This window comes from Roseovarius halotolerans, from assembly GCF_900172255.1.
Classification (GTDB): domain Bacteria; phylum Pseudomonadota; class Alphaproteobacteria; order Rhodobacterales; family Rhodobacteraceae; genus Roseovarius; species Roseovarius halotolerans.
Genome location: NZ_FWFU01000001.1, coordinates 526851 through 551956 on the forward strand (window position 1 = coordinate 526851; position 25106 = coordinate 551956).

At 63.7% G+C, this 25106-nt stretch carries 27 protein-coding genes and 1 tRNA gene; 20 read left to right on the forward strand and 8 right to left on the reverse strand.

Going from position 1 to position 25106, the window contains the following annotated elements; genetic code table 11:
• Positions 1-58: 58 nt before the first annotated feature.
• The 3 genes from ctaD to lipB all read right to left on the reverse strand — a co-directional run bounded on the left by ctaD (position 59) and on the right by lipB (position 3307).
• The gene (gene ctaD / locus ROH8110_RS02545) at positions 59-1732 is read right to left on the reverse strand and encodes a cytochrome c oxidase subunit I (RefSeq protein WP_085816202.1); all 1674 of its coding nucleotides are present in this window, start codon (positions 1730-1732) and stop codon (positions 59-61) included.
• Between the two features lie 228 nt (positions 1733-1960).
• The gene (locus ROH8110_RS02550; protein WP_085816203.1) at positions 1961-2377 is read right to left on the reverse strand and encodes a c-type cytochrome; all 417 of its coding nucleotides are present in this window, start codon (positions 2375-2377) and stop codon (positions 1961-1963) included.
• A gap of 216 nt (positions 2378-2593) precedes the next feature.
• Positions 2594-3307, reverse strand: a complete 714-nt coding sequence (gene lipB, locus ROH8110_RS02560) for a lipoyl(octanoyl) transferase LipB (protein WP_085816954.1) — start codon at positions 3305-3307, stop codon at positions 2594-2596.
• 83 nt (positions 3308-3390) lie between these two features.
• Between lipB and ROH8110_RS02565 the strand changes: the two genes are divergently transcribed.
• Complete coding sequence (locus ROH8110_RS02565) at positions 3391-4992, forward strand: peptidoglycan-binding domain-containing protein (protein ID WP_085816205.1); 1602 nt, start codon at positions 3391-3393, stop codon at positions 4990-4992.
• Positions 4993-5159: 167 nt separating this feature from the next.
• A tRNA-Leu gene (locus ROH8110_RS02570) sits at positions 5160-5246 on the forward strand.
• Positions 5247-5786: 540 nt separating this feature from the next.
• On the opposite strand, the gene ROH8110_RS02575 is transcribed toward ROH8110_RS02570, so the two are convergent.
• From ROH8110_RS02575 to ROH8110_RS02590, 4 genes are all read right to left on the reverse strand, one after another.
• Positions 5787-7196, reverse strand: coding sequence for a pyridoxal phosphate-dependent decarboxylase family protein (locus tag ROH8110_RS02575; protein ID WP_085816206.1), 1410 nt, complete (start codon positions 7194-7196; stop codon positions 5787-5789).
• A gap of 64 nt (positions 7197-7260) precedes the next feature.
• The gene (locus ROH8110_RS02580) at positions 7261-8319 is read right to left on the reverse strand and encodes a YeeE/YedE family protein (RefSeq protein ID WP_085816207.1); all 1059 of its coding nucleotides are present in this window, start codon (positions 8317-8319) and stop codon (positions 7261-7263) included.
• A gap of 33 nt (positions 8320-8352) precedes the next feature.
• Entirely contained in the window at positions 8353-8706 is a 354-nt protein-coding gene (locus ROH8110_RS02585; RefSeq protein WP_085816208.1) for an ArsR/SmtB family transcription factor, read from the reverse strand.
• A 66-nt stretch (positions 8707-8772) separates the two neighbouring features.
• The gene (locus ROH8110_RS02590; protein ID WP_085816209.1) at positions 8773-9153 is read right to left on the reverse strand and encodes a thioredoxin domain-containing protein; all 381 of its coding nucleotides are present in this window, start codon (positions 9151-9153) and stop codon (positions 8773-8775) included.
• Positions 9154-9225: 72 nt separating this feature from the next.
• Between ROH8110_RS02590 and ROH8110_RS02595 the strand changes: the two genes are divergently transcribed.
• From ROH8110_RS02595 to ROH8110_RS02680, 18 genes are all read left to right on the forward strand, one after another.
• The gene (locus ROH8110_RS02595; protein WP_085816210.1) at positions 9226-9963 is read left to right on the forward strand and encodes a cytochrome c biogenesis CcdA family protein; all 738 of its coding nucleotides are present in this window, start codon (positions 9226-9228) and stop codon (positions 9961-9963) included.
• Between the two features lie 27 nt (positions 9964-9990).
• Positions 9991-10572, forward strand: a complete 582-nt coding sequence (locus tag ROH8110_RS02600; RefSeq protein ID WP_085816211.1) for a thioredoxin family protein — start codon at positions 9991-9993, stop codon at positions 10570-10572.
• 134 nt (positions 10573-10706) lie between these two features.
• Positions 10707-11186, forward strand: coding sequence for a sulfur oxidation c-type cytochrome SoxX (soxX, locus tag ROH8110_RS02605; protein WP_085816212.1), 480 nt, complete (start codon positions 10707-10709; stop codon positions 11184-11186).
• A 28-nt stretch (positions 11187-11214) separates the two neighbouring features.
• Entirely contained in the window at positions 11215-11634 is a 420-nt protein-coding gene (gene soxY, locus ROH8110_RS02610; RefSeq protein ID WP_085816955.1) for a thiosulfate oxidation carrier protein SoxY, read from the forward strand.
• Positions 11635-11654: 20 nt separating this feature from the next.
• Positions 11655-11984, forward strand: a complete 330-nt coding sequence (gene soxZ / locus ROH8110_RS02615; protein WP_085816213.1) for a thiosulfate oxidation carrier complex protein SoxZ — start codon at positions 11655-11657, stop codon at positions 11982-11984.
• 72 nt (positions 11985-12056) lie between these two features.
• Positions 12057-12911 (forward strand): sulfur oxidation c-type cytochrome SoxA, encoded by an 855-nt coding sequence (gene soxA, locus ROH8110_RS02620; protein ID WP_085816956.1) that lies wholly within the window; start codon positions 12057-12059, stop codon positions 12909-12911.
• A gap of 140 nt (positions 12912-13051) precedes the next feature.
• Complete coding sequence (soxB, locus tag ROH8110_RS02625) at positions 13052-14749, forward strand: thiosulfohydrolase SoxB (RefSeq protein ID WP_085816214.1); 1698 nt, start codon at positions 13052-13054, stop codon at positions 14747-14749.
• 96 nt (positions 14750-14845) lie between these two features.
• On the forward strand, positions 14846-16129 hold the full coding sequence (gene soxC / locus ROH8110_RS02630; protein WP_085816215.1) for a sulfite dehydrogenase: 1284 nt from the start codon (positions 14846-14848) through the stop codon (positions 16127-16129).
• Positions 16113-17351: a c-type cytochrome gene (locus ROH8110_RS02635; RefSeq protein ID WP_085816216.1), complete on the forward strand. Its 1239-nt coding sequence runs from the start codon at positions 16113-16115 to the stop codon at positions 17349-17351. The genes soxC and ROH8110_RS02635 overlap by 17 nt, the downstream gene beginning before the upstream one ends.
• A 101-nt stretch (positions 17352-17452) precedes the next feature.
• Positions 17453-18046, forward strand: coding sequence for a thioredoxin family protein (locus ROH8110_RS02640; protein WP_170156449.1), 594 nt, complete (start codon positions 17453-17455; stop codon positions 18044-18046).
• Positions 18030-18740 carry a c-type cytochrome gene (locus ROH8110_RS02645; protein ID WP_370738112.1) on the forward strand — a complete coding sequence of 237 codons (711 nt, stop codon included), beginning with the start codon at positions 18030-18032 and terminating at the stop codon, positions 18738-18740. Before ROH8110_RS02640 ends, ROH8110_RS02645 begins: the two co-directional genes overlap by 17 nt.
• A gap of 37 nt (positions 18741-18777) precedes the next feature.
• A complete protein-coding gene (locus ROH8110_RS02650; protein ID WP_085816218.1) occupies positions 18778-20040 on the forward strand; it encodes an NAD(P)/FAD-dependent oxidoreductase in 1263 nt (420 codons plus the stop codon).
• Between the two features lie 198 nt (positions 20041-20238).
• Positions 20239-20871: an ATP-dependent Clp protease proteolytic subunit gene (locus ROH8110_RS02655; RefSeq protein WP_085816219.1), complete on the forward strand. Its 633-nt coding sequence runs from the start codon at positions 20239-20241 to the stop codon at positions 20869-20871.
• Positions 20872-21015: 144 nt separating this feature from the next.
• Positions 21016-22278: an ATP-dependent Clp protease ATP-binding subunit ClpX gene (gene clpX / locus ROH8110_RS02660; RefSeq protein WP_085816220.1), complete on the forward strand. Its 1263-nt coding sequence runs from the start codon at positions 21016-21018 to the stop codon at positions 22276-22278.
• Positions 22279-22405: 127 nt separating this feature from the next.
• Complete coding sequence (locus ROH8110_RS02665; protein ID WP_085816221.1) at positions 22406-22945, forward strand: GNAT family N-acetyltransferase; 540 nt, start codon at positions 22406-22408, stop codon at positions 22943-22945.
• 104 nt (positions 22946-23049) lie between these two features.
• Positions 23050-23433 (forward strand): NADH:ubiquinone oxidoreductase subunit NDUFA12, encoded by a 384-nt coding sequence (locus tag ROH8110_RS02670; RefSeq protein WP_085816222.1) that lies wholly within the window; start codon positions 23050-23052, stop codon positions 23431-23433.
• Between the two features lie 13 nt (positions 23434-23446).
• Entirely contained in the window at positions 23447-23911 is a 465-nt protein-coding gene (gene mlaD, locus ROH8110_RS02675) for an outer membrane lipid asymmetry maintenance protein MlaD (RefSeq protein ID WP_085816223.1), read from the forward strand.
• A complete protein-coding gene (locus ROH8110_RS02680) occupies positions 23908-24276 on the forward strand; it encodes a DUF2155 domain-containing protein (protein ID WP_085816224.1) in 369 nt (122 codons plus the stop codon). The genes mlaD and ROH8110_RS02680 overlap by 4 nt, the downstream gene beginning before the upstream one ends.
• Here the strand turns inward: ROH8110_RS02680 and aat are convergent.
• The gene (gene aat / locus ROH8110_RS02685; RefSeq protein WP_085816225.1) at positions 24240-24890 is read right to left on the reverse strand and encodes a leucyl/phenylalanyl-tRNA--protein transferase; all 651 of its coding nucleotides are present in this window, start codon (positions 24888-24890) and stop codon (positions 24240-24242) included. The genes ROH8110_RS02680 and aat overlap by 37 nt on opposite strands.
• Between the last annotated feature and the right edge of the window lie 216 nt (positions 24891-25106).

The following is a 25106-nucleotide window of genomic DNA, read 5'->3' on the forward strand; positions in this document are numbered from 1 at the left end:
AAAGAAAACAGGCCCCGGAGAATGTCCGGGGCCTGTCGCAGCTTTGTGCCGGTCTGGATCAGTGAGCGGGCTGTTTGTCCCAGTCTTCCTGCTTGGGCAGCTGCTCGAACGTGTGTTCGGGCGGCGGGCTGGGCAGGGTCCATTCCAGCGTGTCGGCATATTCGTTCCAGGGGTTCGCCTCGGTGGCCTTGGCGCCGCGCAGCAGCGAGTAGAACATCACGCCGAAGAAGAACACGAAGGATGCGAAGCTGATGAAGGCGCCGATCGACGACCAGTAGTTCCAGACGGCGAAGGCCTCGGGGTAGTCGATATAGCGGCGCGGCATGCCCTGACGGCCCAGGAAGTGCTGGGGGAAGAATGTCAGGTTGGCACCGATGAACATGGCCCAGAAATGCAGCTTGCCGGCCCATTCGGGATACATGCGCCCGGTCATCTTGGGGAAGTAGAAGTAGATCCCCGCGAAGATCGCGAACACGGCCCCGAGGCTCATGACGTAGTGGAAGTGCGCCACGACATAGTAGGTGTCGTGATAGGCGCGGTCCACGCCTGCCTGGCTGAGGACGATGCCGGTGACGCCGCCCACGGTGAACAGGAACAGAAAGCCGAAGGCCCAGAGCATCGGCGTCCTGAACTCGATCGAGCCGCCCCACATGGTGGCGATCCAACTGAACACCTTCACGCCGGTGGGCACCGCGATCACCATCGTGGCCATCATGAAGTAGGATTGCTGAGAGACGCTCAGCCCCACAGTATACATGTGGTGCGCCCAGACGACGAAGCCGAGGAAGCCGATCGCGATCAGCGCCCAGACCATCGGCAGGTAGCCGAAGATCGGCTTGCGCGAGAAGGTCGCGATGACGTGGCTGATGATGCCGAAGCCCGGAAGGATGATGATATACACCTCGGGGTGGCCGAAGAACCACAGGATGTGCTGGTAAAGCACAGGGTCGCCGCCGCCTGCGGGATCGAAGAAGGTGGTCCCGAAGTTGCGGTCGGTCAGCAGCATCGTGATGGCGCCGGCCAGAACGGGCAGCGACAGCAGGATGAGCCAGGAGGTGACGAAGATCGACCATGCGAAGAGCGGCACCTTGAACAGCGTCATGCCCGGAGCGCGCATGTTGAGGAAGGTGGTGATCATGTTGATCGCGCCGAGGATCGAGCTGGCGCCCGAGACGTGGACGGCGAAGATCGCAAGGTCCATCGAGATGCCGGTCTCGTTCGCGGAGAGCGGCGGGTAAAGCACCCAGCCCACGCCCGCACCGAGCTGCCCGTTACCGCCCGGAGACAGCAGCGAGGCGACGCCGAGCGATGTGCCCGCGACATAGAGCCAGAAGCTGAGGTTGTTCATCCGGGGGAAGGCCATGTCGGGCGCACCGATCTGGAGCGGCATGAAGTAGTTGCCAAAGCCCCCGAACAGCGCCGGAATGACGACGAAGAACATCATCAGCACGCCGTGATAGGTGATCATGACGTTCCAGAGATGTCCGTTGGGTGTGCATTCGCCCGCGGCGGCCGCGGTGAAGCGGGCCCCCTCGAGGCACATGTATTGCACGCCCGGCTCCATCAGTTCCATCCGCATGTAGACGGTGAACAGAACCGAAATCAGGCCCACGACAGCCGAGGTGATCAGGTAAAGGATACCGATATCCTTGTGGTTCGTGGACATGAACCACCGGGTGAAGAACCCGCGCTGATCCTCGTGTTCGTGGCCGTGAATGGCTGCGTCTGCCATTGGCTGCCTCCTGCTGGTCAATTCCCTGGGGCACGATTCTGGATGAGCGGGCCCCTCGTATCCATTCAGGTTTTAGAATGCCGAGACAGGGGGGGCAATGCGAGAGTTTGACACAGATCAATTATTTTTGTCGCACCCCCTCGCAATGCGGGATCGTGGCGACATGCAGACCGCCGCGCCCGGCGGGGGCGCGGCGGCGATGGGTCAAGCCCTTGAAACGGGCTGTTATTACTGGGCCGAGAAGGTGGCGAGGTAGGCGGCCACGTCTTCGCCGCCCTTGGGCAGCTTGAAGGTCATCTTGGAACGGGCGCCGGAATCGCCGGTCTGCTCTGCGAGGAAGGCCTTGGGGTCTTCGACGTAGGGAACGATGTTTTCCTCGCTCCAGACCAGCCCGGCCTCGCCTGCCGCGACGATGCTGTCGCCGTATTTGAAATCCTCGACGCTGCCGGCGGTGCGGCCGATCACGCCGTAGAGGTTGGGGCCGGTGCGTCCGCCCTTGACGATCATCTCGCCGTCATCGGCCTGGATCATGTGGCAGGCCTTGCACTTGCGGAATTCCTTTTCGCCCTTGTCGGCGTCGCCGGCCGCGAGTGCGGGGGCTGCAAGCGCCAGAAGGACTGCGGATGCGGTGAACATTGATTTCATGTCGGCCTCTTTGCTGATTGGCTATTTGGCTGTCGCGCGCTTGTCATTCCATTACTTAGCCAATCCAGCGGGCAGGGCAACAGGGGCAAGGCCCCGGATCGGCGATTTCAAGCCCATGCAAGGCCAGCAGAACAAGGCCTGCGCGCCCGTGACGCAGGCAGTTGCACGATTTCAGGACAGGTGAGCCGGGGCGCGGGTGAGTCGCTGCACGGGTGTTCAGGCGTCCGGCAGGCACATGGCGGGCCGGGGCGCGGGGAAGGCGCGCGCGAAACTCTGATGCAGCGCCACGTCGAGATCGTCCATGCCGACCGGCAGGCCCAGATCCACGAGGCTGGTGACGCCATGATCAGAGATGCCGCAGGGCACGATGCCCGAAAAATGCTCGAGATCGGGTTCCACATTGATGGAAATGCCGTGAAAGCTGACCCATTTGCGCAGCCGGATGCCGATGGCCGCGATCTTGTCCTCGGCGGGCAGGCCGGCGGCGGTCAGGGGCTTGTCGTCGCGCCTGACCCAGACGCCGACGCGGCCGTCGCGCAGCTCGCCGCGCACATTGAAGCTGTCGAGCGTGTCGATCACCCAGCCCTCGAGCCGCTGCACGAAGGCGCGCACGTCGCGGCCGCGCCGGTTGAGGTCGAGCATCACGTAGATCACCCGCTGGCCGGGGCCGTGATAGGTATATTGCCCGCCGCGCCGTGTGGGGTGCACCGGGAAGCGGTCGGGCGCGGTCAGATCGGCGGGATCGGCCGATGTTCCGGCGGTGTAGAGCGGCGGGTGCTCGAGCAGCCAGATCGCCTCGGGGGCGGTGCCCTGGGTGATTCGCGCAACGCGGTCCTCCATCGCGGCGACGGCGGCCGGATAGGGCACCAGCCCCGACGAGCGGTGCCATTCGACGCCTTCAACCGTGTTCTGGAGGGTTTCTTCGGTCAACACGGGGGAATTCTCTGCGACAGAAAGGGAGGGCGTGCTAGAATGGTGCGGGATTTGACGCGCAACATTACCGGAGGTTCAACATGTTTTCAAAGTCTTTCATCATGGCCGCCTTTGGCGCCGCGCTGGCGATCACGCCGGCGACGCGCGTCGCGGCTGATGCCGACGGGCTGGTCGGCGGGATCGTGGGGGGGATCGTGGGCGGGGCCATCGTCAACCATGCCAACAAGAACCGCCAGCCCAAGCGCACGGTGGTCGTGCGCCAGAGGAGCAGCAGCGCCGCCTATTCGGCGGCCCGTGCCGAGCGGCGCCAGATCCAGGCCTCGCTGAACTATTTCGGCTTCAATGCCGGGGTCGAGGACGGCATCATGGGCGGCCAGAGCCGCGCCGCGGTGTCGCGCTACCAGGGATATCTGGGCACGCCGACAACCGGGCAGATCACCGAATACGAAAAGAACATCCTGCTGGGATCCTATCACCGCAGCGTCGCGGGCGGGCCGGATGTGGCCAGGATCATCTCGAAACATCGTGACGGGGTGAAGGGCGTGCTGATCGCGCAGCGCGACGGCGAAGTCGGGCGGATGTCGGGCGGCACCGGTTATGCCGGGATGCCCATGGTGGTGTCGGATGCGGTGGACGAGATCGCCGAGAGCAGCGACCCGTCGGCCGAGCAACTGTTGCAGCGCTCGGGCTTCGTGCAGCTGGCGGATCTCAATGGCGACGGCAACACCGATTACATTCTCGACACCGCCTATAGCGGCTCGAGCTTCTGGTGCAACGCCAACCAGTGCAAGACGCTGGTCTTCGCCTCGACGGCGGATGGCTATCGGCGCAACGACCTGCTGTTGCAGAACCCGCAGCCCGCATCCTTTGAATGCAGCGGCGGCATCTGCCGGGTCGCGTCGCAGGCGCCCGCGCCGCAGCCGGCCGCAGAGGCACCCGAGAGCGACACGCAGATGGTGTCGGCCAGCGCGGGCGAGGCCGCATCCGCCCCGGCGGTGCCGGTGTTCAACACCGTTACGCGGCGCAGCAGCCTTGGCACGTTCTGCAGCAAGATGAACGTCGTGATCAACGCCAATGGCGGCTATACCACGGTGTCCGACATGCAGGACCCCGAAGCGACGCTGGGCGAGCAGCTCTGCCTTGTGCGCACCTATGCGATCGCCGGTGGCGAGGAGCTGATCGCGTCGGTTTCGGGCGCGACGCCCGAGCAGATCGCGCAGCAATGCGACGGGCTGGGCGAGGCGATGAAGGCCGAGGTGGACGCGGTGGCGCTGTCATCTGCGCCCGAGGTGCTGGCCAAGGTGAACGGGTTCATCTCGGGGTCGGGCATGTCGCCCGATCAGCTGGAAACGACGGCGCGGATCTGCATGTCGAGCGGTTATCAGACCGAGAACATGCGCACCACGCTGAGTGGCGCGCTGTTGATGGTGGCGCTGGGGCAGGTGCCCTATGCCGAGCTGGTGGGTCATCACCTGGTGACGGGCTATGGCACGGTGAAGCGTCCCAAGCGCGCGGGCGAATGGTATGACATGGCGGTCAGCGCGCTGGAGCAGGGGGCGACCCCGGTGGTTGCAGCCGCCGATCAGCCCGAGCGCCCGGCGCTGCTGCGTGCGGCAGTGAACCGGATGAACGGCGGCGCCCAGCAGGGCGGTGCGGTGCCGGTCTTCACGGTCGCCGAATAGGGCCTTTCAGCATCAGGGACGGGCCAGCCGCGCACGCGGCTGGCCCGTCGTCCTTTGGGCCGCGAAAGGGCGCGCGCGAATTATTTTCACGCGGCCCCGGTTTGCCCCTTCACATGGGCGGCGCGATTGCGTATATCGCCGCCCACCTACCAGATCACAGATCATGTGCGGTCGTGGCGGAATTGGTAGACGCGCAGCGTTGAGGTCGCTGTGGGGTAACACCCGTGGAAGTTCGAGTCTTCTCGACCGCACCATTTACCAACGGAACATCGCCCGATGGCAGCGTCGGGCCGGACGTTGGACCGGCCTATTTCCAGTGCCGGTAATGGCACGCATTATATTCGATCTCATGAGCGCCAAGGGCCGGGACATACCATGTCTTGCCCGGCGCAGCACCCCATTGGGCACCCCACCAGCGGGGGCGGGGTTTGCATGGCGCATGATCGGCGCCCCGCACGCACCACATGAGTTCTAGTTTGCGGTTGCAGATATTGCGCAGGCGCCATCCACCGCGTTTTTCCCACGTGACTTGCACGCATTCGAGATGCCAGGTGTCACCTTTGCTGTCATCGCAGGCGGCTGCGGCTGTGGGCCAGTTGAGGAAAACACCAAGGGAAAAGCCAAGGACGATACCCGCTGCGGAACGGAAGGAGATTACCATAACACACCTAGAACACGCGTAACTTTAGAAAATGCTATACTAGGGCGTGTAAATTGCAAGGTCCAGCCATGAAGAGCGCTCATGCGCCCGAGGCGTGTCGGGGCGGGCATGGGGCAGGGGAAGTGGCGTGCCGTCAGCCCTGCGCCAGCATTTCGAGCGTGCGGGTGACGTCGCCTTCGGTGGTGAGCGGGTTGATGGTGCAGAGCCTGAGCGCGGAGCGGTCCTTGAGCATGGTCGAGGATAGGGTCGCAAAGCCCGATTGCGTCACGCGCGCGGCGCGGGCCGCGTGGTCGGCGGCGTCAGCGCCCTTGAGGGCGAAGCAGACGATGCCGAGCTGCGCGGGCGTGATGATGTCCCAGGTGTCGGGCTGGCTGCGCAGGTGGGATTCGGTGAATTCCGCCAGTTCGATGCCGCGTTGCACCGCATCGCGGAAGGCGGGCGCGCCATAGGTGCGCAGCGACATCCAGAGCTTCATGGCGCGCGCGCGGCGGGTCAGTTCCAGCGAGCGGTTGCCGTAATTCACCTCGCCGGAGGTGGCCTGCACGTCGCGCAGGTATTCGGGGTTCATGGCAAAGCAGCGCTCGAGAGCGCCGGGTCGGGTCACAAGGCAAAGCCCCATGTCATAGGGCTGGAAGAACCATTTATGCGGATCGAGCACGACCGAGTCGGCGCGCGCCAGCCCAGCGAGCGTGGCGCGGCCCTGCGAGGTGATGGCGGCGGGCGCGCCGTAGGCCCCGTCAACATGCAGCCAGAGCCCACGCGCGGCGCAGATATCGGCGATCGCGTCGAGCGGGTCGGTGGCGCCGGTATTGGTGCTGCCGGCGGTGGCGACGACCATCATAGGGCGACGTCCGGCGGCGATATCCTGTTCGATTGCGGCGACAAGGCTGTCGGGGCACATGCGCAGCCCGTCATCCGAGGGGAGGATGCGGATCTCGTCGGCATCGAGCCCCATCTGGCGCAGGTTGCGCGGCAGCGAGGCGTGGGTCTGGTCGGTCAGGTAGGCGACACCGGCGCCGATCTCGGTGCGGGCGACGCAGAAACCGGTGAAATTCGCCATCGAGCCGCCCGAGAGCAGCACGCCTTCGCTGTGGGCGGGCAGGCCCAGCATTTCGGCGACCCAGGAACAGACGGTGGTTTCCACCGTGGCGGGGCCTGATGCGCCGCCCCAGCTGGCGTTGATCGCGTTGAAGCCGGTGCCCATCCATTCGCCCAGGGTGGAGGCGAAAGCGGCGGGGCCGGGTACGCGGGCGAAATAGCGCGGGTGGTCGCCATGCTGCATGTGGCCAAAGGCGATCTCGGCCATGAGTTCAAGCGAGGCGTCTGGGTCCTGCGGCGATTCGGGAAGCGGGCCGCCAAGCTGTTCGGCCAGCGCGGGGGCGCTGCCGGTGACGAGCACCGGCTCGCTGTTGCGCCGTTCCAGCCGGTCGATGACCATGTCGACCACCTTGTGGCCCAGCCGGCGCATTTCGGCCGGGTCCATGCCCAATGTGTCGGCGGGAATGGCGAACGGGTCGTCAACGGGCGGTGTTTTCGGCGGCATGATCGGGGGTCCCTCGGGGTTTGGCCAAGGGTTTGCCCGGAATGGCGCGAATTGCAAGGGGGCGCTATTCGGCGGGCTGGAAGCCGGTGATCAGCTGGCGCAGCCCGAGCGCGGCCCCGGCGATGATCGCGAGGAACGTGACAGGGGCCGAGAAGCTGAGCACGGAAAAGGCCGAAAGCCCCTGCCCGACGGTGCAGCCAAGCGCCAGCACCGCGCCCGCGCCCATGATCGCCGCGCCGGTCATCTGGCGGCGCAGCTCGCGCGGGTCTTCGCAGGCTTCCCAGCGGAAATGTCCCTTGATCAGCGAACCGATGAAGGCGCCCGCAGCGACGCCCGCGACCGAGCCCACCGCGAAGGAGGGCGCGCGCGCCGAGGCGGTCATGAAATAGAGCAGGGTTTCCCCGACCGGGGCCGAGAAGCTGTGCGATACGACCGGCATGGCGGTGAAGCCGGTGGTCGCGACCCAGTAGCTGCCCGCCCAGCCCGCGGTGATCGCAAGCCCCACGACCGAGGCCCAGAAGATGGATTTGGGCGCCGTGATCAACTCGCGCGAGGCCAGCGCGCCGAGCGTGATCAGCGCACCGATGGCGATGCCGAGCGGGGCGACGGCGAGACCGGTATGCAGGGATATGAAATGCACGATGCCGGGGGGCATGTCGGTGGTCACGTCCTCTTGCAGGAACGCCCAGTTGCGCAGGTAGGCCAGCGGCCCGTAAAGCACCACATAGGCCGAGACGCCCATCACCAGCACGATCACGAAAGCGCGGATGTCGCCCCCCCCCAGCCGGGCGATGCAGCCATAGCCGCAATTCCCCGCCAGTGCCATGCCGTAGCCGAACATCAGCCCGCCCAGGATAGAGGCCATCGGCATCCAGCGGATCGACAGGTAATAGGTGCGTTCGAGCGCCATCATGCCGGTGGCGCTGAGGGCGAAGGTGCTCATCACCGCGATTCCGATCGCGAGAATCCACATCCGCATCCTGAGAGACGAGCCGCCATAGAGCATATCTTCGATGGCGCCCATCGTGCAGAACCGCCCGAGCCGTGCGGCCAGGCCCAGAAAAATACCCGATGCCAGCCCTACAAGGGCCACGAGGGTATTGTCCCCCAGAAGTTCAGACATGCCCACGCTCCTCCCGCCTGGGTGGCCCGCGCGTCAGGCGCGGGCTGCCTCGGTCTCTTCGACGCAGAATAGTTCATAGACCAGTTCAAGTACACGGCGCGGGCGATTGTCGGCGAGGCGGTAATAGATCGTCTTGCCTTCGCGGCGCGGCACCACCAGCCCTTCGAGCCTGAGGCGCGACAATTGCTGGGAAACCGCCGCCTGGCGCGCCGAAAGCAGTTCTTCGAGTTCGGTCACGGATTTCTCGCCCGAAACGAGGTGACAGAGGATCATCAACCGCCCCTCGTGGCTGATCGCCTTGAGGAAATTCGAGGCGTTGGTTGCGTTCTCGACCATCTGGTCCATTTCGGCTTCGCTGAGCGAAGTATCAAAAACAGGAAGTACCATCGTTCAGGTTTCCGTCCCCATCGGCCATTGCTCCCGGTTTGCATCGGGTTCTTGTTGGCGCAGTTTTTAGTTCGTTTTCGCGGGTTGTGCAAAATCCGTGTGTTCGGTCAACATCATCTCGAGCAGCCCCCAGAAGAAATCCTCGCCGGGATAGCCCTCGATCCTGGAGAGTTCGCGCCCGTCATCCACCAGCACGAAGGTCGGAGTGAACAGGACCGGGCGGACGAAATCGACGCCATCAGGCGGGGCCTCGGAGATGGAGATCATGCGCAGCGGCGCATAGGCGCCTGCCTCGGTCCTGGGATAGATCGGGCCGATCTCGTCCTTCCACTGGATGCAGTAGTGACAGCCCGCGCGCTCCACCATGATGAGTTCCACCGCATGCGCGGCCGGTGCAAGGGCGATCCAGAGCGGGATCAGCAAACCGGCGAATAGACGAAAGACCATGAGATAACCAATTGACGTTGGGTGCTCATACAACCTAATTTGAATATGTCATTTTCACAAGGAGCTTCGCGAATGCTCGATATTTCCTATGCGGGCGCGGCTCTTGCGGGATTGCTGTCGTTTTTCACGCCATGCATCCTGCCGATGGTTCCCTTCTACCTGTGCTACATGGCGGGCCTGTCGATGAGCGAGCTGCGCAGCGATGGCGCGATCGCGCAGGGGGCGCAGAAGCGGCTGGTGATCTCGGCGGTGTTCTTTGCGCTGGGCGTCACCACGATCTTCGTGCTGCTGGGTATGGGGGCGACGGCGCTGGGGCAGGCCTTTGCGCAGTGGCGCCAGCCGCTGAGCTATGTGGCGGCGGCGATCCTGTTCGTGTTCGGGCTGCATTTCCTGGGGGTCGTGCGCATCCCGCTTCTCTATCGCGAGGCGCGGATCGAAAGCACGGCCGAGCCGACCACGGTGCTGGGCGCCTACGTGATGGGGCTGGCCTTCGGATTTGGCTGGACGCCCTGCGTCGGCCCGGCGCTGGCGGCGATCCTGATGGTCGCGAGCGGCATGGGCAGCGTGGGCGAGGGGGCCTTGCTGCTGCTGGTTTACGGGCTGGCGATGACCGCGCCCTTCGTGGTGGCGGCGCTGTTTGCGCGCCCGTTCCTGAGCTGGATGCAGAGCAAGCGCAAATACATGGCCTATGTAGAAAAGGTGATGGGCGCGATGCTGATCGTCTTTGCGGTGCTGATCGCCACCAACGCGGTGAATGTCATCGCCAATTTCATGATCGAATGGTTCCCGAGTTTCCAGTCGCTGGGCTAGGGCCGTTCACGTCGAGGGAGGAAAGACATGAGAAAGTTTATGGCGGCGGTTCTGCTGGCGCTTGCAGCGATGAGCCTGCCGGGGCTGGCCGCGAATGTGGGCGATGACGGGCTGCACAAGTCGCCCTGGATGCGCGAGACGTTCCTCGATCTGCGCGAGGACCTTGCCGAGGCCAATGCCGAGGGCAAACGCCTGGCGCTGATGATCGAGCAGCGCGGCTGCATCTATTGCAAGATGATGCACGAAGAGGTTTATCCGCAGCCCGAAATCGCGCAGTATATTTCCGACAACTTCTTCGTGGTGCAGATCAACCTGCATGGCGACCGGGAGGTCACCGATCTGGACGGGGAATCGCTGCCCGAGAAGGACATGCTGCGCAAATGGGGGATTCTGTTCACGCCGACAGTGATCTTCCTGCCCGAGGAGGTGGACGAGGGGATGTCCGCCAAGGATGCGGCGGTGGCCATGATGCCCGGCGCCTTCCAGAAGGGGACGACTCTGGACATGTATACCTGGGTCAACGAGAAACGATATGACATGGAAAACGGGGAGGATTTCCAGAGATACCACGCCCGTCGCATTCAGGAGCGGCAGAGCAAGCAGGACTGAATAGAAACCGCGCGGCCGGAGGCGGGCAGGCGAGAAATTCACAATCGTGAATTTGTTGTTGCGTCGTCCGTATCTGGTGGCCTACTGTATACCGAGCTATCGAAACTCAGAACATGGTAGCCAAGGGAGGAAACATGAAGCTTTCAACGACAATTCTGGCGGCGAGCGCGCTTGCGGCCGGCTCTGCATTCGCCGAACCGGTGGCGCCGGGCGACGTTCAGTTCGACGATTACGGCGCAGTCGCCGAATCGCTGACCGGGAAACCGGGCGATCCCGAGAAGGGCGCCGAGGTTCTGAGCAAGCGGTCGCTGGGCAATTGCGTGGCCTGCCACCAGATCTCGTCGCTGGCCGACGTGCCCTTCCAGGGCAATATCGGCCCGACGCTGGACGGTGTCGGCGACCGTTGGAACGAAGCCGAGCTGCGCGGCATCCTGTCCGATGCGAACAATGTCTATCCGGGCACGATGATGCCGTCCTACTACCGGGTGGATGGCTTTATCCGTCCCGGCAACGGCTATACCGGCAAGGCAGCCGAGGGTCCGCTCGAGCCGCTGCTGACGGCGGAGCAAATCGAAGATGTGGTCGCCTTCCTGGTGACACAGAAGGAACAGTGACCGGGTCACGTTTATCAAGGAGATGAAGATGGATTTCACAAGACGCGAAACCCTGGTCATCGGGGCCGCCGCTGCCGCGGTGGTGACGCTGCCGATGCCCGCGATGGCCTCGGCCGTGGATGACGCGATCGCAGCGTTCACCGGCGGTGCCGACATGGGCGATTCCGGCGTCGAGCTGGATGCGCCGGAGATCGCCGAGAACGGCAACACCGTGCCGATCGAAGTGAGCGCCGAAGGCGCAAGCGCGATCATGGTGCTGGCCGCCGGCAACCCGACACCGGGCGTGGCGACGTTCAACTTCGGCCCGCTGGCCGGAGCGCAGCGCGCAAAGACCCGTATCCGCCTGGCCGGCACGCAGGACGTGATCGCCATTGCGAAGCTGGCCGACGGCAGCTTTGCCAAGGCGCAGAAGAACGTCAAGGTCACCATCGGCGGCTGCGGCGGCTGAGCGAGAAGGAGTAGAGAACTATGGCAGAGAATGTACGCCCCCGCGTGAAAGCGCCGAAGTCGGCCTCGGCCGGCGAGGTTGTCGTCCTCAAGACGCTGATCAGCCACCCGATGGAATCCGGTCAGCGCAAGGACAGCAGCGGCAACGTGATCCCGCGCTCGATCATCAATCGCTTCACCTGCGAGTTCAACGGCGAGAGCGTCGTGGACGTCAAGATGGAGCCCGCGATCTCGACCAATCCGTATTTCGAATTCGAGGCCAAAGTGCCTGAATCCGGTGATTTCAAGTTCACCTGGTATGACGACGACGGGTCGGTCTACGAAGACACGCAATCGGTCACGGTTGGCTGATCGAATATAATTATAATGGTGCCCTGCCGGACCTTCGAGGGGGAAAGGCGGGGCCACCAAAGGGAGGAACGCATGAAATTCAATGCAATGACAGCCGTGGCAGCCCTGATGCTGGCCGTGCCGGGCATCGCTGCGGCGGACCCGGATGATGACACGCTCATCATCAACGGCGAGCTGGAGATGACCACGAAAGCGCCTCTGCCCGCGCATATGGAAGACGTCAACATGGACCAGATCATGTCCGGTTGGCATTTCCGCTCGGACGAGACACAAGCGCTGGAGATGGACGATTTCGACAACCCCGGCATGATCTTTGTCGATGCGGGCCGGGATCAGTGGAACGCCGTCGAAGGCTCCGAGGGCAAGTCCTGCGCGTCCTGCCACGAGGATGAAAGCAGCATGACAGGTGTGCGCGCGGTCTATCCCAAATGGGATGAAAAGGCCGGCGAGGTGCAGACCGTCGCCATGCAGATCAACGATTGCCGCGTGAACAACATGGGCGCCGAGCCCTACAAATACGACAGCGGCCCGATGGCGAACATGGAAGCCCTGATCGCGCTGCAGTCGCGCGGCATGCCGGTGAACGTGAAGATCGACGGTCCGGCCCAGGAAACCTGGGAAAAGGGCAAGGAAATCTACTATACCCGTTTCGGCCAGCTGGAACTGAGCTGCGCCAATTGTCACGAGGACAATTACGGCAACATGATCCGCGCCGACCACCTGAGCCAGGGGCAGATCAACGGTTTCCCGACCTACCGTCTGAAGAACGCCAAGCTGAACACAGCACATGGCCGCTTCAAGGGCTGCATCCGCGATACCCGCGCGCATACCTTTAGCCCGGGCAGCGACGAGTTCGTGGCGCTGGAGCTTTACGTCGCAAGCCGCGGCAACGGCCTGTCGGTCGAAGGCCCCTCGGTGCGCAACTGAGATGACACTGGCCGGGGCGGCGACAGCTGCCCCGGCCGCGCCGTTGCCTGCATGACATTCAAACCGGAGGCCGCGATGCCTCGATCGGCTCCCGCGCCAGATGTGCGGACCGGCAGACCTCTAACCACTCGGAGTCAGACATGATTTCTCGTCGCGATTTTCTTCAGGTCAGCATGGCGGCCTCGGCGCTCTATGGTGCATCGGGTTTCGGCAACTGGGCGAAACTGGCTGCGCAGCAGGCGCTGACGCAGGATCAATTGCTGGAATTCGACACGTTCGGCAATGTCAGCCTGATTCATGTCACCGACATTCACGCGCAGATGAAGCCGATCTATTTCCGCGAGCCGGAGATCAATATCGGCGTCGGCCCCAACAAGGGCGAGGTGCCGCATGTCACCGGCGCGGATTTCCGCAAGCTTTATGGCATCGACGATGGCAGCCCCAGCCATTACGCGCTGACCTACAATGATTTCTCGGCGCTGGCGAAGGAATATGGCCGGGTCGGCGGGCTGGACCGCGTGGCCACCGTGGTCAAGGCGATCCGTGCCGCGCGCCCCGACGCATTGTTGCTGGATGGCGGCGACACCTGGCATGGCTCCTATACCTGCTATCACACCGAAGGCCAGGACATGGTCAACGTGATGAATGCGCTGAAGCCCGACGCGATGACCTTTCACTGGGAATTCACCCTGGGTCAGGACCGCGTGCGCGAGCTGGTCGAGGGGCTGCCCTACGACGCACTGGGGCAGAACATTTTCGACGCCGAGTGGGACGAACCCGCGGCCGATTTCAAACCCTACGAGTTCTACGAGCGCGGCGGCGTGAAGATCGCCGTGATCGGCCAGGCCTTCCCCTATATGCCGATCGCCAATCCCGGCTGGATGTTCCCCGATTACAGCTTCGGCATTCGCGACGACAACATGCAGCAGATGGTCAACGAGGTGCGCGACCAGGGTGCGGAACTGGTGGTCTGCCTCAGCCATAACGGCTTTGACGTGGACAAGAAGATGGCCGGCATGGTCAGCGGGATCGACGTGATCCTGTCGGGGCACACCCATGACGCGCTGCCCGAGCCGGTGCTGGTGGGCGACACGATCATCATCGCCAGCGGCTCGAACGGCAAATTCGTGAGCCGCGTCGACCTGGATGTGCGCGACGGGCAGATGATGGGCTTCCGCCACAAGCTGATCCCGATCTTCAGCGACGTGATCGAGCCCGATGGCGAGATGCAGGCCCTGATCGACGAGCAGCGCGCGCCCTATGCCAGCGATCTGAGCGAGGTGATCGGCCAGACCGACAGCCTGCTGTACCGGCGCGGCAATTTCAACGGGTCCTGGGATGACCTGATCTGCGACGCGCTGCTGAGCGAGCGCGATGCCGAGATCGCCATGAGCCCCGGCGTGCGCTGGGGGCCGAGCCTCGTTCCCGGCGACGACATCACCCGCGAGGATATCTGGAACGTCACCTCGATGACCTATGGCAAGGCCTATCGCAGCGAGATGACGGGCGAGTTCATCAAGGTGATCCTCGAGGACGTGGCCGACAATATCTTCAACCCCGACCCCTACTACCAGCAGGGCGGCGACATGGTGCGGATCGGCGGCATGGCCTATGCGATCGACATCTCGAAGCCCCAGGGCGAGCGCATCAGCGACATGACATTGCTGAGCACCGGCGAGGCCATCGACCCGTCGCGCAACTATGTCGTGGCCGGTTGGGCCAGCGTCAACGAGGGCACCGAGGGACCGCAGATCTGGGACGTTGTGGAAAACCACATCCGCAAGCTGGGCACGGTTTCCCTTGAACCGAACACGAGCGTGAAGGTCAGCGGCCTTTAAGGCGGCCGCGGCCGACTGACAGAGGAGATTTCATCTTCATCTATCCGACAAATGCATATAGATGAATATGATGTTGTAAGAGGAGGCTTTGGACAGATGACAGCCGAGACCGAAAAGAAGGGTGCTTCGCGCCGCGCGTTCCTGAAGGGCGCGGTGGCGGCGGGTGGGGCCGTGGCGGGCGCCGGGATGGCGCGCGCCGCCGAACCCGATCCGCTGATCACCGAAGTTCAGGAATGGGCCAGCGGCCTGGGCGAGGGCGTGGACGCCACCCCCTACGGGATGCCGATCCGTTTCGAGGATGACGTGATCCGGCGCAACGTGGAGTGGCTGACGGCGGATACGATCAGCTCGATCAACTTCACCCCGATCCACGCGCTTGACGGCACGATCACCCCGCAGGGCTGCGCCTTTGAGCGTCACCATTCGGGTGCCATCGAGCTGAAGAAGGAAGACTACCGGCTGATGATCAACGGGCTTGTCGACAAGCCGATGATCTTTACCTACGCCGATCTTGAACGCTTCCCGCGCGAGAACCACGTCTATTTCTGCGAATGCGCTGCCAATACCGGCATGGAATGGGCGGGCGCGCAGTTGAATGGCGCGCAGTTCACCCACGGCATGATCCACAACATGGAATATTCCGGCGTCTCGCTGCGCACGCTTCTGACCGAAGCGGGCATGGAGACCACCGGCGATCTGTCGGACAAGTGGGTTTACGTCGAAGGCGCGGATGCGTCCTCGAACGGGCGTTCGATCCCGATGGACAAGGCGCTGGACGACGTTCTGGTCGCCTTCAAGGCCAATGGCGAGGCGCTGCGCAAGGAGCATGGTTACCCTGTGCGTCTGGTCGTGCCTGGCTGGGAAGGCAACATGTGGGTCAAATGGCTGCGCCGCATCGAGGTGATGGACGGCCCCGTGGAAAGCCGCGAGGAGACCAGCAAATACACCGACACGCTGGCCGATGGCACCAGCCGCAAATGGACCTGGGTCATGGACGCCAAATCGGTCGTTACCAGCCCCAGCCCGCAATCACCGATCACGCATGGCGCCGGTCCGCTGGTCATCACCGGGCTTGCATGGTCGGGCCACGGCAAGATCACCCGCGTCGACGTGTCGACCGATGGCGGCATGAACTGGCAGCAGGCGCGACTGGCCACGGAAGGCCAGAACAAGGCGCTGACCCGGTTCTATCTCGAGATCGACTGGGACGGCAGCGAGATGCTGCTGCAATCGCGCGCGCATGACGAGACGGGTTATGTCCAGCCCACCAAGGACGCGCTGCGCGAGGTCCGGGGCGAGAACTCGATCTACCACAACAACTGCATCCAGACCTGGTGGGTCAAGGAGAACGGGGAGGCAGAGAATGTCGAAGTCTCTTAAGCTATACTCGGTGCTCGGGGTCGCTTCGGCGGCGCTGATGGTCGGGGCCTATAATTTCGCCGACCGCTTTGTCGCGCCGATGCCGCAGGATGCACCGCGCATGGCGGCGGACTCGGCTTCGCCCGACATGATGTTCATCGCTGCCGCCCGCGCGCAGGAAGCGGCCGACGCCAAGCGGCTGGGTCTGGGACGCGAGGCGCTGCCCGAGGAGATCGCCGCCTGGAACGTGGATGTGCGCCCTGACGGTTCGGGCCTGCCGGAAGGGTCGGGCTCGGTGATGGATGGCGAGGAACTGTTCGTCGATTACTGCGCCGTCTGCCACGGCGATTTCGCCGAAGGTGTCGACAACTGGCCCAAGCTGGCCGGGGGTGACGGCACGCTGGCGGACCGCGATCCGGTCAAGACGGTCGGCTCCTATTGGCCGTATCTGTCGACCGTGTGGGATTACGTGCATCGCTCGATGCCGTTCGGCGGGGCGCAAACGCTGAGCGCCGACGAGACCTATGCGATCGTGGCCTATATCCTGTATTCCAACTACCTGGTGGATGAGGATTTCGTTCTGTCCAAGGATAATTTCCTTGAGGTCGAGATGCCCAATGCCGACGGGTTCATCGTGGATGACCGCCCCGAGACGGAATATGGGCGCTTCAGCGAAGAAGCGTGCATGGAGAACTGCAAGGACAGTGTCGAGATCACCATGCATGCCACCGTGCTGGACGTGACCCCGGATGAAGGGGCGGAAGCCGAAGCGGGCGCGGCAATGGAAGAGGCCAATGCCGACACCGCCGCCGACGAGAAGATCGAGGCCGTGGCCGAGGCCGCTGAACCCGCCGCTGAAAGCGCAGCAGCAAGCGAGGCCCCGGCAGAGTCCGAGCCCGCCGCCGAAGGTGACGCGCTGGATATGGCGCTGGTGGAAGAAGGCGAAAGCGTCTTTCGGCAGTGCAAGGCATGCCACCAGGTCGGCGAGGGCGCCACGAACCGCGTCGGGCCGCAGCTGAACGGCATCGTCGGGCATCCGAAAGCGGCCGTCGACGGTTTCCGCTACTCCAAGACGCTGGAAAGCATGGGCGAAGCGGGCGAGGTCTGGAGCGAGGAGAACCTCGCGGCCTTCCTTGCCGATCCGCGCGGTTACGTCAAAGGCACCAAGATGTCCTTCAAGGGGCTGCGCAAGGACGAGGACATCGCCGCGGTGATCGAATATCTGAAGTCCTTTTCGCAATAGCGGAATGGTGAACAGGGCCGGCCACGCGCCGGCCCTGTTGTTTTTGCCCCGAGAGGGCGAACTGGCGTAAACTGGTGATGAACCTTTGGGAGGAGGGCACCATGATAACACGCCGAACATTGCTGAGCACGCTTGCGGCAAGCGCCGTCACAGCGCGATCAGCCTTTGCCGCCGAACTGGGCGATGACGGGCTGCACAAGCAACCCTGGTTCATGGACAGCTTTCTGGAACTGCCCGACGATCTGGCCGATGCCGCCGGACGAGGCCGCCACCTGATGGTGCTTTTCGAGCAGAAGGGCTGTCCCTATTGCCGCGAGCTGCACGAGGTCAATTTCGCCCGCGACGAGGTCACCGGCTATATCCAGAATCATTTCGATGTCGTGCAGCTGGACCTGTGGGGCGCGAGAGAGGTGGTCGATTTCGACGGCGAAGCGCTGGAGGAGCGTGCGCTGGCTCAGAAATGGGGCGTGAACTACACCCCCACGACGATCCTGTTCGCCGCCGAGAATGCCGGTGCCGGGAACATGCGGGATGCGGAAACCCTGCGCCTGCCGGGGTATCTCAAGCCGTTCCACTATCTCTCGTCGCTGGAATATGTCGAGCTGGGCGAATATCGCAAGCAGCCGTTCCAGCGCTATCTTCAGGACAAGTTCGCCGAGTTGGAGGAGAAGGGTATTGATCCGGACGTATGGTAGGTTTGCGGCCGGTCTGGCCGCTCTGATACTGAGTGCCGCGTCGGCCGGGGCCGAGGCGATCGGCGATCCCGAGCGAGGCGAGGAACTGTTCGGGATGTGTTCGGGCTGTCACGAAGTCGGAAAGGGCGCCGAGAACGGTATCGGACCGCATCTCAACGGGATTTTCGGACGCAAGGCGGCGTCGGTTGCCGAGGGTTTCCGCTATTCGGACGGCTTGCGCCGGGCCGGGGCGGATGGGTTGGTCTGGCACCTGGACAAGCTCGATGCCTATCTCGAGAACCCGAAGGCGCTGGTCAGTGCCACGCGGATGAGCTTTGACGGGCTGGAAGATCCGCAGGAGCGCGCCGATATCCTGGCCTATCTGCGCCGCTATTCGGCCAACCCGCAGAACATCCCCGAGGCCGACCCGACGGCCCGCCCGCGCGAGGTGGAACTGGCCCCCGAAGTGCTGGCGCTGGTGGGAGACGAGGAATACGGTGAATACCTGTCGAGCGAGTGCAAGATCTGTCACCAGGCCGATGGCAATGACGAGGGTATCCCGTCGATCACCAACTGGCCCGAAGATGATTTCGTGGTCGCCATGCATGCCTACAAGCGCAAGCTCCGCCCGCATCCGGTGATGCAGATGATGGCCGGGCGGCTGTCGGATGAGGAAATCGCCGCGCTGGCGGCGTATTTCCAGAGTATTGAGTAGGTCGGACTGACCGGCCGATTTTTGGGAGGAGACTGAAATGACCTTGAACAGACGAGCCTTTATCGGCAGCGGCGCTGCCGCGGCGGCGATGTTGTCGGCCCCGATGCTGAGGGCGCAGGGCAAACCGCGCGTCGTGGTCGTGGGCGGCGGAGCGGGTGGCGCGACGGCGGCGCGCTATCTTGCGAAGGACAGCGACGGCGCGATCGACGTGACGCTGGTGGAGCCCACCCGGGCCTACTACACCTGCTTCTTCTCGAACCTCTATATCGGCGGTTTCCGCGAGCTGAGCTCGATCGGGCACAGCTATGGCACGCTCGCGAGCGAATACGGTATCAATGTCGTGCATGACTGGGCCGTGGGCATCGACCGCGACGCAAAGACCGTGACGCTGGCAGGGGGTGCGGTGCTGCCCTATGACCGGCTGATCCTGAGCCCCGGTATCGACTTTGTCGACGATGCCGTGCCCGGCTGGAGCGTCGCGGCGCAGAACAAGATGCCCCATGCCTACAAGGCCGGCAGCCAGAGCGAGCTGCTGAAGGCGCAGATCGAGGCGATGCCGGAGGGGGGACGGTTTGCGATGGTCGCCCCGCCCAACCCGTTCCGTTGCCCGCCGGGGCCGTATGAGCGGATCAGCATGGTCGCGCACCTCCTGAAGGAGATCAATCCGACCGCCAAGATCCTGATTGCCGACCCCAAGGAGAAGTTCTCTAAGCAGGCGCTGTTCGAGGAGGGCTGGCAGAAGCATTATAGCGGCATGATCGAGCGGATCGGCCCGGATTTCGGCGGCGGCAATGTCAGCGTCGATCCCGATGCGATGACGCTGAATATCGACGGCACGGTCGAGAAGGTCGATGTCTGCAACGTGATCCCTGCGCAGAAGGCCGGGCGCATCTGCGACATGGCGGGGATCACCGAGGGCAACTGGGCGCCGGTGGTGCCCGCGACGATGCAGTCGCGCATGGACGAGAACATCCACGTTCTAGGCGACGCCACCAGCCAGGGCGACATGCCCAAGTCGGGTTTCTCGGCCAACAGCCAGGCCAAGGTCGCGGCCATGGCGGTGCGCGGCGCGCTGACCGGGTCCAAGGTGTTCCCGGCCAAGTTCTCGAACACCTGCTGGAGCCTCATCGACACCGATGACGGCGTGAAGGTGGGCGCTTCCTACGAGGCGACCGAGGAGAAGATCTCGAAGGTGGACGGGTTCATCAGCGACACCGGCGAGGATGCGGCCCTGCGCAAGGCGACCTATGAGGAAAGCATCGGCTGGTATGCGGGAATCACCGAGGACATGTTCGGCTGAACACCGCGCGGCCATACCAAGCAAGACGAAGCCCCCGGCAGCGATGCCGGGGGTTTTCGCATGAAACGGCATGATCCGCGCCGCCCGGCGCGGCAAGTAAAACAATGGCGCTTCCCCTTGCAGCGTCTGGGGCGCGAGACTAAGACTCCGTTAGCACCTGAGCGGTAAAGATCGAAACATTCTAACAGGCGGGCAGATATGACAGACCCTTACGATACCTTCATGAATACACTGGTGCCCATGGTGGTCGAACAGACCAGCCGGGGTGAACGGGCCTATGACATCTTCTCGCGCCTGCTCAAGGAGCGGATCATCTTCGTCAACGGGCCGGTGCATGACGGCATGTCCAGCCTGATCGTGGCACAGCTCTTGCATCTCGAGGCCGAGAATCCGTCCAAAGAGATCAGCATGTATATCAACAGCCCCGGCGGCGTGGTGACGAGCGGTCTGTCGATCTATGACACGATGCAGTACATCAAGCCCAAGGTCAGCACGCTGGTCATCGGGCAGGCGGCCTCGATGGGGTCGCTGCTGCTGACGGCGGGCGAAAAGGGCATGCGCTTCTCGTTGCCCAACAGCCGAATCATGGTCCACCAGCCCTCGGGCGGCTACCAGGGCCAGGCGACGGATATCATGATCCACGCCGAAGAGACGCTGAAGCTCAAGAAACGGTTGAACCAGATCTATGTGCGTCATACAGGGCAGACGCTCAAGAAGGTCGAGGATGCGCTGGAGCGTGACAACTTCATGTCGCCCGAGGAAGCGAAATCCTGGGGTCTGATCGACGAGATCGTCGAGAACCGGGTCAAGACCGAGGGCGAGGGCAGCTGAGCGCCCGGCCCTCCGGGGTTGGGCGAATGCCAGCCATTTTGACATTGTGGTGCTCAACCACCTGTCTTAAGCTGGCTGGGAAGGGATCAAGAGACCGTCCCCGAGGGGGCGGGAAACTGCTGGGCACGGCCCGAAAGGTACGCAATGTCGAATAACTCTGGCGGCGACAGCAAAAACACCCTCTATTGCAGCTTCTGCGGCAAAAGCCAGCACGAGGTGCGCAAGCTGATCGCGGGCCCCACGGTGTTCATCTGCGACGAATGTGTCGAACTGTGCATGGACATCATCCGCGAGGAAACCAAGAGTGCGGGGCTGAAATCCAGCGAGGGCGTGCCGACGCCTCAGGAAATCTGCGAGGTTCTGGACGATTACGTGATCGGTCAGGCGATGGCCAAGCGGGTGCTGTCGGTGGCGGTTCACAACCATTACAAACGGCTCAATCATTCGGGCAAGAACGATATCGAGCTGCAGAAATCCAACATCCTGCTGATCGGTCCGACCGGCTGCGGCAAGACCCTGCTGGCGCAGACGCTGGCGCGGATTCTGGATGTGCCCTTCACGATGGCCGATGCCACCACGCTGACCGAGGCGGGCTATGTGGGCGAGGATGTCGAGAACATCATCCTCAAGCTGTTGCAGTCGAGCGAATACAATGTCGAGCGCGCGCAGCGTGGCATCGTCTATATCGACGAGGTCGACAAGATCACCCGCAAATCCGAGAACCCCTCTATCACCCGCGACGTGTCGGGCGAGGGCGTGCAGCAGGCGCTGCTGAAGCTGATGGAGGGCACCGTCGCCGCGGTGCCGCCGCAAGGCGGGCGCAAGCACCCCCAGCAGGAATTCCTGCAGGTGGACACGACCAATATCCTGTTCATCTGTGGCGGCGCCTTTGCGGGGCTCGAGCGGATCATTTCGCAGCGCGGCAAGGGCAGCGCCATGGGCTTTGGTGCCGATGTGCGCGACGTGGATGCCCGCAACACCGGCGAGGTGTTCAAGGATCTCGAACCGGAGGATCTGCTGAAATTCGGCCTGATCCCGGAATTCGTCGGCCGCCTGCCGGTCATCGCGACGCTGGAAGATCTGGACGAGGATGCGCTGGTCACGATCCTGACCCAGCCGAAGAACGCGCTGATCAAGCAATACCAGCGCCTGTTCGAGCTGGAAAACGCGCAGCTGACCTTTACCGACGATGCGCTGAAGGCGATCGCCAAGCGCGCCATCGCGCGCAAGACCGGCGCGCGCGGGCTGCGCTCGATCCTCGAGGATATCCTGCTCAACACGATGTTCGAGCTGCCTGGCATGGAAGGCGTCGAAGAGGTCGTGGTCAACGAAGAGGCGGTGAATTCGGATGCTGCCCCGCTGATCATCTATGCCGATCAGAAAAAGGAAGGCGCCTCGGCGGGCTGAGCCGGCCACGGCGCTGTCACGACGTGTCTGCCGGAGAAAGACAACCTGAACCTGTCGCGGCTCCCGCGGCAGGTTTTTCATTACGCGGCGGTTGGTTCGCGCGAATTGTACGGGAAGGGTAAGGGGAATGCGCATACGCACGGGTTTCAGGGATGATCGCGAGGCCATCATCGGGCTGTTCACTGATGCGTTCTCGGACGCGGAAGGCCCCGAGGAGGGGCGAGCCATCGGCCTGTTGACCGCAGCGCTGTTGGATCGGACCCCAGCCGCGGACATCATCGTGTTTTCGGCGTGGCGCGATGAAGCGATCGCCGGCTGCATCCTGTTCACGCGCCTGACATTCGAGGACGATCCGCGCGATGTATTCCTTATGGCACCCGTTGCCGTCGCGACCGGGTGCCAGGGCGAGGGGATCGGGCAGGCGCTGATATCGCACGGGCTCGACGCGCTGCGCGGTCGCGGCGTGGACGTGGCGGTGACCTATGGCGATCCGGCCTATTATTCCCGGACCGGATTCGTGCCGGTCACTGAGGAGGTGGTGCCGGCCCCATTGCCGCTCAGCCAGCCCGAGGGCTGGCAGGCGCAAACGCTGAACGATGCGCCGCTCGAGCCGATCAGGGGGCGGGCGCGATGCGTCGCCGCCTTCGACAATCCCGACTACTGGTAGGCGGTGCACGAGGGCGTGGCAGGAGCGTCGCGCATGCATGCATCGCGCACTGGACCTTTGCCGCCAATTGCGCCATATCAGGGGGCAACTTATCGGAGGTTCCCATGGGCATTCTCAACACCCTTCTGCGTGCGGTCACCTGGTGGAACGGGCAGACGCTCAACACCCAGTTCTATACGTGGCGCAAGGGCGTGAAGGTAGGCGAGGACGAGCAGGGAAACATCTTTTACCGCTCGCGCGAAGGCGACCGGCGCTGGGTCATCTTCAACGGCGAGGCCGAGGCCAGCCGGATCAGCGCCGATTGGCATGGCTGGCTGCACCGGACCTATGACGAGCCGCCCTCGGAAACGCCGCTGGTGCACAAGCCGTGGGAAAAGCCGCATGAGGAAAACCTGACGGGCACGGCGCTGGCCTATGCCCCGGCGGGTTCGATCCGCCGCGCCCAGCCGGTAGAGCGGCGCGATTACGAGGCGTGGACGCCGGAATAAGGGCGCGTTTGATATGTCGGAAAGCACCACGGAAGTGATTGTGGGCGGGGCCGTTCTGGCGGCTGCCGTCGGGTTCCTGATCTATGCGGGGCAGGTCACAGGCTTTTCGGCCGGTGGCCAGGGCGAATACCGCCTGAGCGCAAGTTTCCGCAGCGCCGACGGGGTCGATGTGGGCACCGATGTGCGCATGGCGGGGGTCAAGGTGGGCCGCGTCACGACCATAGCGCTGGACCCGACCACCTATCGCGCGATTACCGAATTCACCGTAACCGAAGGCATCGAGGTGCCCGATGACAGTGCGGTTTCGGTCAGCTCGGAGGGGCTGTTGGGCGGCAATTACGTCGAGATCCTGCCCGGTGGGTCGCCGTTCTATTTCGCGCCGGGCGACGAGATCGAGTTCACCCAGAGTTCGGTGAGCCTGGTGTCGCTGCTGATGAAATTCGTGGCGGGCGACGATCAGGAAAGCACCCCGGAATGAAACTGCGGGCGGCGATCCTGAGCCTGGCGCTGGCGCTGGCGGCGGGGGTGGCGACGCAGGCGCAGGAGGTGTCGATCGGCACCGGGGCGGTGTTGCGCGGGCTGGACAAGATCAACGGCACCTCGGTGGACCTGACGCTGGCGGCCGGCGAGAGCGGCGCGCTTGGCAAGCTGACCGTCACCTTGCAGGAATGCCGCTATCCGGCCGGGGACGCGGCGGCGGATGCCTTTGCCTTTCTCACCGTGACGGAGCCCAAGGTCGAGACACCTGTATTCAAGGGCTGGATGATCGCCTCGTCACCGGCGCTCAACGCGATGCAGCATGCGCGCTACGACGTCTGGGTGCTGCGTTGCAGGACCGAGTAGCGGTCGCTGCATAGGGGCTGCGCGAGGATCGAGGCAGGCAATGCAAGGGCATTGCGCAGATGCGCGCGATACGCCGCGCGGGTGATTTCGATCGCGCCCATGCTGGCCAGATGCGGCGTGATGAACTGTGTGTCAAACAGGGTGAACCCGCAGCTGCGCAGGTGATCGCAAAGATGGACCAGCGCAAGTTTCGAGCCATCCCGCCGGCGCGAGAACATGCTTTCGCCAAAGAAGGCGCTGCCCAGGACCACGCCGTAAACCCCGCCCGCCAGTTCGCCGTCCTGCCATATCTCGAGGGAATGCGCGCGCCCCATTCTGTGCAGTGCCACGTAGAGGCGGCGGATTTCGGCGTTGATCCAGGTTTCGGCGCGGTCGGCGCAGGCATCGAGCACGCCCGAGAAATCCGAATCGAGCGTCACCGTGTAGCCGCCCCGCCGGATCCGGCGCGCCAGCGACCGCGAGACGTGAATCCCGTCGAGCGGCAGGATGCCGCGAAAGTGCGGGTCGACCCAGAAAATCTCGGGGTCGTCGCGATGCTCGGACATCGGGAACAGCCCGGCGCCATAGGCCTGAATCAGGAGCTCGGGGGTCAGCGGGGCGGTGGCATCACTCATGAGAATTCGCAGGCTTTTCCGGTGGCGGCGGGGTGGAGTTGATCCTTCACTACCCTTTGCGGTGTTGGACCGGCAAGAGAGTCAGGGCAAAGGCGCCACATGATGCTTGTTCAAGATCATGAACCGGTGGGGGCAACCAGGCGCAGGCGCGCCATGCGGTGCTGGCGGGTGGATGTCGCCATGTGATCGCGGATTCGGCGATGTTTGTGCCGGGGC

Coding starts and splice junctions, on each gene's coding strand:
- ROH8110_RS02575 (WP_085816206.1), bottom strand. CDS start 7,196: ATGCCGCCGAAAACACCGCCCGTTGACGACCCGTTCGCCATTCCCGCC.
- ROH8110_RS02640 (WP_170156449.1), top strand. CDS start 17,453: ATGATAACACGCCGAACATTGCTGAGCACGCTTGCGGCAAGCGCCGTC.
- ROH8110_RS02650 (WP_085816218.1), top strand. CDS start 18,778: ATGACCTTGAACAGACGAGCCTTTATCGGCAGCGGCGCTGCCGCGGCG.
- ROH8110_RS02565 (WP_085816205.1), top strand. CDS start 3,391: ATGTTTTCAAAGTCTTTCATCATGGCCGCCTTTGGCGCCGCGCTGGCG.
- ROH8110_RS02595 (WP_085816210.1), top strand. CDS start 9,226: ATGCTCGATATTTCCTATGCGGGCGCGGCTCTTGCGGGATTGCTGTCG.
- ROH8110_RS02600 (WP_085816211.1), top strand. CDS start 9,991: ATGAGAAAGTTTATGGCGGCGGTTCTGCTGGCGCTTGCAGCGATGAGC.
- ROH8110_RS02585 (WP_085816208.1), bottom strand. CDS start 8,706: ATGGTACTTCCTGTTTTTGATACTTCGCTCAGCGAAGCCGAAATGGAC.
- soxY (WP_085816955.1), top strand. CDS start 11,215: ATGGATTTCACAAGACGCGAAACCCTGGTCATCGGGGCCGCCGCTGCC.
- ROH8110_RS02550 (WP_085816203.1), bottom strand. CDS start 2,377: ATGAAATCAATGTTCACCGCATCCGCAGTCCTTCTGGCGCTTGCAGCC.
- aat (WP_085816225.1), bottom strand. CDS start 24,890: ATGAGTGATGCCACCGCCCCGCTGACCCCCGAGCTCCTGATTCAGGCC.
- ROH8110_RS02590 (WP_085816209.1), bottom strand. CDS start 9,153: ATGGTCTTTCGTCTATTCGCCGGTTTGCTGATCCCGCTCTGGATCGCC.
- soxC (WP_085816215.1), top strand. CDS start 14,846: ATGACAGCCGAGACCGAAAAGAAGGGTGCTTCGCGCCGCGCGTTCCTG.
- clpX (WP_085816220.1), top strand. CDS start 21,016: ATGTCGAATAACTCTGGCGGCGACAGCAAAAACACCCTCTATTGCAGC.
- soxB (WP_085816214.1), top strand. CDS start 13,052: ATGATTTCTCGTCGCGATTTTCTTCAGGTCAGCATGGCGGCCTCGGCG.
- soxZ (WP_085816213.1), top strand. CDS start 11,655: ATGGCAGAGAATGTACGCCCCCGCGTGAAAGCGCCGAAGTCGGCCTCG.
- ROH8110_RS02670 (WP_085816222.1), top strand. CDS start 23,050: ATGGGCATTCTCAACACCCTTCTGCGTGCGGTCACCTGGTGGAACGGG.
- ROH8110_RS02655 (WP_085816219.1), top strand. CDS start 20,239: ATGACAGACCCTTACGATACCTTCATGAATACACTGGTGCCCATGGTG.
- ROH8110_RS02680 (WP_085816224.1), top strand. CDS start 23,908: ATGAAACTGCGGGCGGCGATCCTGAGCCTGGCGCTGGCGCTGGCGGCG.
- ctaD (WP_085816202.1), bottom strand. CDS start 1,732: ATGGCAGACGCAGCCATTCACGGCCACGAACACGAGGATCAGCGCGGG.
- soxA (WP_085816956.1), top strand. CDS start 12,057: ATGAAATTCAATGCAATGACAGCCGTGGCAGCCCTGATGCTGGCCGTG.
- ROH8110_RS02580 (WP_085816207.1), bottom strand. CDS start 8,319: ATGTCTGAACTTCTGGGGGACAATACCCTCGTGGCCCTTGTAGGGCTG.
- ROH8110_RS02635 (WP_085816216.1), top strand. CDS start 16,113: ATGTCGAAGTCTCTTAAGCTATACTCGGTGCTCGGGGTCGCTTCGGCG.
- soxX (WP_085816212.1), top strand. CDS start 10,707: ATGAAGCTTTCAACGACAATTCTGGCGGCGAGCGCGCTTGCGGCCGGC.
- mlaD (WP_085816223.1), top strand. CDS start 23,447: ATGTCGGAAAGCACCACGGAAGTGATTGTGGGCGGGGCCGTTCTGGCG.
- ROH8110_RS02665 (WP_085816221.1), top strand. CDS start 22,406: ATGCGCATACGCACGGGTTTCAGGGATGATCGCGAGGCCATCATCGGG.